This window comes from Candidatus Cloacimonadota bacterium, from assembly GCA_021734245.1.
GTDB lineage: Bacteria > Cloacimonadota > Cloacimonadia > Cloacimonadales > TCS61 > B137-G9.
The window spans coordinates 1-5,919 of the sequence record JAIPJH010000129.1 but is presented as its reverse complement, the minus strand read 5'-3'; the positions used below and the strand labels follow the sequence as shown (position 1 = coordinate 5,919).

Below are 5,919 nucleotides of genomic sequence, written 5' to 3'. Positions count from 1 at the left end.
AATGGATTGCACCACAGCACCGGGAAATTATAAATGCGTATGGAATGGAAAAAACGATGCTGGAAAGAGCGTATCTTCAGGCGAATATTTCGCAAGGCTTAAAGTGAATGGAGAAGAAATTGATGTGAGGAAAATGCTGCTGTTAAAATAAAGTAACCTCTCCTAACCCAATCCCAAGGTTACTTTGCGCCTGAATTTATTTTCAAGCGCTTTTTTTAATCAATACTATTTGTTCCAATTATTTCACTGAAATGAAGTTACAAATATAATTTCTCAAAACAATTTTTTGTTCTGCAAAAAAACATAGACAAATCTAATTGTAAAAACAAATTCTCATAAATGAGAAAGGGGATATGATGAAGAAAAATATTTTTATATTGTTTTTGATTTTAATTACAAATATTTTACTGCATTCTGTAATCGAAGAAACTGAAGCTCTGAAGAACTTTTTATATGGAGAAGCTCCAGGTTGCGAATATGACAATTGGCTCAGCCATGTTGCAGAAGGATTAGCTTCACCAGGATACAACGTTTATGCTTCTTACGACAGACAGCTTAGCGGATTTGGAAATTTTGTAATTCCCGATAATCTCGATCTGATTCACTGGCAGAATATGCTTCAAGATTTTGTAGCTGGCAATCTTGATGCAGTTCAAGATACGATCGATGCAGCCGGATATCCATATCAGGTCGTAATTTTCAACGATACAGATACGAATGAAACTTATCATATACTGCGGGAAGTACCCAACTTCGATCATTATGATGATAATGGAACTGACGATCCTTATGACGACGAACATGGAGCTTTCGATTATGGTTGGGGACTTTATATTTACAATCCAAATGGAAATGTGCCACATGTTACCACGGTTACGCATCCCTGTGATGATTATATCACTATTCCACTGGCGTTCAAGGCTTTCATCGATCAAAATTCAAAATGTCTTTTGATTTCTGGTACCGGTCGCGAAGTAACCTGGACAAATTCCGGCAATTATTCCAACAGCAAGTCCACCTGCGATCCATCCAGGGTGGAAATTCATCCTTTTAACATCGTGTACCAGGCTTTTTGTGATGAAATAAGAAACGAGTTTCAGCAGCCTGAATTCAGCCTGCAGATTCATAGTTTCGACTGGGGACAAAGTCATGAAGGCTTTCCCGATGTACAGGTTTCTGCCGGATACAATCAGAATTCTCCAGATCTGCCGATTCGAGATTTTTCTTCAGCCAAACTTGATGTTCCAAATCTTACAGGAGAATATGCTCTTTCTGCCAATCAGGTAGGAATTCATAATGCTGTTCATTTGAACGATTATTATGGATTTCATGCCGATCAATATGATTTTGAATTTTCCAATGCCGATACTGCTTTTGCTGTAAATACAAATATTGACTTGTGGGGATACAGCTCCAATCGACAAATGGTTTATACAAATTCCGGTATGAATCCTTATGATAATTTTGAAAGATTTTTTCATGTAGAAATGGATGAGTTTCCCAACACTTATCCTCAAACTGTTCAGAATTACAACTGGTTTCATGGTTGGAACCCGGTAACTCAATCCTGGGATTTGGAACATCGGTTCGATCAGGTTCTGGAATATTATTCACCATTCATAGATGCTTTAACTTCTGCTATGCAACCATTGTATCAGATGAACGACAATCTGGTTCCAACTTCTCCCGCCAATTTACAGGTTGTCTCAGAATCTGCATCTTACATCAAGCTTACCTGGGAAATCGGAGATTGCTACGATATGGATTCTTATGAAATTTTATATTCCACAGAACCTATCGGAAATGGAAATTATTCCATCCTGAACAGAACAAATACAGCAAATCTGGCTTGCCTGGCTCAAAGTGAATTTTATTTTAATAATGTTCAACCGGGAGATGAATACTATTTTGCTGTGAGAATAAAAGATAAAAATAATAACATTTCTGATCTCTCTAATGAAGTTATGGCAACTGCCGGTCCAACCCTGGTTTTTGATTTTGAAGCTTATGGAAGAGATGAAAAGATTCTGATGGAATGGAAAGCCAATACCAATACCGCTTTTTCCGGATATAATATCTATCGAAAAACAGAAACAAGTGATTTTGAGTTGATCGATACCTGGCTGACCAATCCCAACCTGCTTTCTCAGATTGGCAACAGCGTTGAGTATGATTATAGAGATGACAACATTGATAACAACCTCACCTACACTTATCAGATTCGAGCCGAATTGAACGGGCAGGAATATGTTTACGGCGAAACCGAATCGGCTGAAGCGCGCAGAATATTTAAACTGTTCGCTTCTATAAACAGTATTTCCCTGAGTGATACCTGCTATTTTGGCTACAATAAATTTGCTTCCAATGGTTATGATGAATTTTTCGATGTTCCTGCCGACACTTCTGCTGTCGGAGAATATTTTCTGACTGAATTTTATGAGCAGTATTGGAACAATGTTCCCCAGAATCTGGAACAGGAAATTTATTCTTATTACGATTCGAATACAAACCTGAAAACCTGGACTTATCGTTTTAGAACGAATTTATTGAACGAAGAAATTGAGATTGGTTTAGCCAGCCCCGATCGAAATGCAGAGAGAATTTACCTTTATCGCGGGGGAAATTATGTCGATCTGACATCAAATACATTTTCGATTACGCCAACTTCCACCGGTTATTACACCTTTACGCTTTATCTGGGAAATCTGCAGCCAAATCTGGAATTCACCGATCTGCCCAATCAGCTCTATTTTCCCAATGAATCTGTGCTGATCGATTGGAATGTAAATTTGCAGACAACGATCGATTTGGTGAATGTTTATGCCGAAAATGATGAGTTTTTAATTCCCATTGCCAGTGATCAGACTCCAAATCAAACTGAAGCTGACTGGCAGATTCCAAATCTGTTGTTTGAAAATGCCAAAATCAGGATCGATCTGATCATGGCTGAAGGTGACACATTATCCTATTATTCACCTTACAGTTTTGGTGTAATATCTCCGCAAACTACGGTTCAAACAGTAGAAGGCTGGAATTTGAAAACACATAATTTTACATCCGATCTTACTCTGGAAGAAGTTTATGGAATGAATGCAGAATTATATGAATTGCAACAGAATTTTGTGGCAGTTCCCGAACCAGATTTCTGTTATCCTTATTGGATATTTACTCCACAGAGTAACTATTCTGCAATAAATTCAGCAAATTTACAGACAACCGCTTTTAGTTATCCTCTGGAACTGGGTTGGAATTTAGTTCCCAATCCGCATCGAACAGATTACAAGATCGATCAGCTTATTTTCAGCTTGAACAACGTGGACTTCCAGTTTTATCAGGCAATCCAGAATAATCTGATCGAACCGGTATTTTTTGGTTTTGATTCAGGATTTGAACCAGCTGATATTCTGCAGAAAGATAAAGCTTATTATCTTTTTTGTTATCAGGAAAATCTGGAATTGAAGTTTATCCCATTCTACGAAAATGAGTTTTCTCCTGAACTTGAATTAGAGCAAAAGATCAAATTAACCGCAGAACAAAATGATCATTATGCTCAGATCATCGTGGGGTCCTCGGCTGTGGCCGATTCGCTTTTCGATGCAAATTTCGACATTCTGAAACCTGAACTTCTGCCTTTTGATGATAATATAAATTTCTATCTTCCTCTGGATTGGGGAGGTCAAAATCCTGTAAAATTGCATCAGTCTGTTTCAAATTGGAATTCTTCAGGTGATGATATAATGTTTGAATATCCTTTTGAACTTGAACTTCTTTCTACCGAGATGGTTCACTTCCATTCTGAGTTAACAAACATTCCCGACAATATTTATGCTTATCTGCAAATGCCGAATGAACTAATAGAGCTGGATAGTTCAGCAAATTATTTTCCTGCGAACAGTTTAGTTTCCGGCTCCATCTTGATTTCAAATGAGCCTATTTTGAATGCTGATGATGAGATAATTCCTGAAAAATTTACAGCAAACAATTTTCCTAACCCGTTCAATCCACAAACCAATATCAGTTTTAATTTACCGTCAGCAGATCATGTCGTCTTGAATATCTACAACATTAAAGGGCAAAAAGTAAAACAGCTGATAAGTAATAAATTAGCTGCTGGTAAACATTCAATGGTTTGGAATGGAAGAGATGACAACAACAAACAAACTGCATCGGGAGTTTATTTTTACAGGCTTTCTGCTTCAAAATATAAATCAATTACCCGAAAAATGCTGTTGTTGAAATAAGGAGATCATCATGAGAATTTTGATTGTAATTTTACTTTTAACTTTCGGTTATCTGTATTCTGATATCATCTGGCAGGATGATTTTGAATCTGCTTCCGAATGGATATTAGATGGTGAATTTGAAATTGATTCTCCGCAAGGATTGGGCGGAGAGTATGGCAATCCAGATCCTGCTTCGGCTTATAACGGCAGTAATGTTCTCGGCGTTGATCTTACCGGACTTGGCAGCTATCCTGGAGATTATGAAACCAATCTGGGAGATCATGAGTATTCCGCTGTTTCACCGGTAATAGATTGTAGCAGTTTTATCAATGTCCAATTGAATTTTGCCAAGTGGTTGAATGTGGAGCAACCTGCTTATGATCATGCTTACATCAGCGTTAGCAACGACAATGGAATAAGCTGGATCGACATCTGGACGAACAGTTCTGCGTTAACTGATAATTCCTGGAATCTGGATAATTATGATATTTCTGATCTGGCCGATATGAATCAGCAGATAAAAATTCGATTTTCAATCGGTTCAACCGATAGTTCCTGGCAATACAGTGGTTGGAATATCGATGATATCAGCATCGAAGGTGATCCTGTAGTTTATGGCTCGATTGAAGGAAATGTAGTTGATTCGATCACCAGCGATCCCATTCCATTTGCCCAGATATCCTGTCCCTTTGCTTACTCTATTAGCGATGAAAACGGTTATTTCTTGATAAATAATATTCCCACAGGTGAAAGAGAAATTTTCATTAATGCGATCGGTTATTTTAATTTTGAATCTGATCTGATAACTGTAACAGAAAATGATACAGCTTATATTTTTTGTGAGATGACCGAAAATCCTGATACTCCGGCAGCTCCTGTAAATCTGCAAGCAGAAGTTATTGAAAACACACAGGTTAATCTTTGGTGGGAAGCACCTCGCGATCTGCTTTTAGCTTATAATATTTATCGAAATGGATTTTTGATAGAAAGTACAAATGAGCTGGAATTTCTTGATGAAATCTTTGTAGCTGGAACTTACGAGTATTTTGTAACAGCAATTTACGACGTGGGAGAATCACTACCTTCTAATACTGCGGAAGTTCTGATCGAGGAAGTGGGAGTTTTCAATATCGAATTACCAATGACCAATTTACAAATGACCAACTACCCAAATCCTTTCAATCCAACCACAACAATCAGCTTCAACGTAACACAAACGTCCTCGTTTGTTACTCTGGAAATCTTCAACATCAAAGGGCAAAAGGTAAAAACACTTTTGAATTCACTTCTTTCTGCTGGTCACTTTGAATGCATCTGGAACGGTAAAGACAACAGTAATAAGAGCGTATCTTCAGGTGAATATTTCGCAAGGCTTAAAGTGAATGGAGAAGAAATAGATGTGAGGAAAATGCTGTTGCTTCGTTAGTACTACGGTTGGTGAAATCATTTGACACATTCCAAATGAATATCAAATTCGGCATATAATTTATCGGGTGAGAAAATGATTGATGCAAATATGATAAAAGAAATTAAACATACTGGTTCTATCCTCCTATATATTTTTATTAAAATATTATATTGCAGCACTTTATAAACATGGGTTTGCTCTACAACTCGATAAAAAACACAATTTACTTTCGCGCACCGGAATCTGGAAATTACCCTGAGTATCTCTCTGTGATCAGTTTTTTCGATC

2 protein-coding genes are annotated in these 5,919 nt (G+C 37.4%); both read left to right on the top strand.

The window, feature by feature from the left end; genetic code table 11:
- The first annotated feature begins 1,424 nt into the window (after nucleotides 1-1,424).
- Nucleotides 1,425-4,241: a T9SS type A sorting domain-containing protein gene (locus K9N40_12945; GenBank protein ID MCF7815375.1), complete on the top strand. Its 2,817-nt coding sequence runs from the start codon at nucleotides 1,425-1,427 to the stop codon at nucleotides 4,239-4,241.
- A gap of 10 nt (nucleotides 4,242-4,251) precedes the next feature.
- Nucleotides 4,252-5,649, top strand: a complete 1,398-nt coding sequence (locus tag K9N40_12940) for a hypothetical protein (protein MCF7815374.1) — start codon at nucleotides 4,252-4,254, stop codon at nucleotides 5,647-5,649.
- Nucleotides 5,650-5,919: the final 270 nt, after the last annotated feature.

Bases quoted from the DNA above. Each gene is read 5' to 3' on its own strand.
- K9N40_12945 (MCF7815375.1), top strand. From the start codon at position 1,425: ATGGTTTATACAAATTCCGGTATGAATCCTTATGATAATTTTGAAAGA.
- K9N40_12940 (MCF7815374.1), top strand. From the start codon at position 4,252: ATGAGAATTTTGATTGTAATTTTACTTTTAACTTTCGGTTATCTGTAT.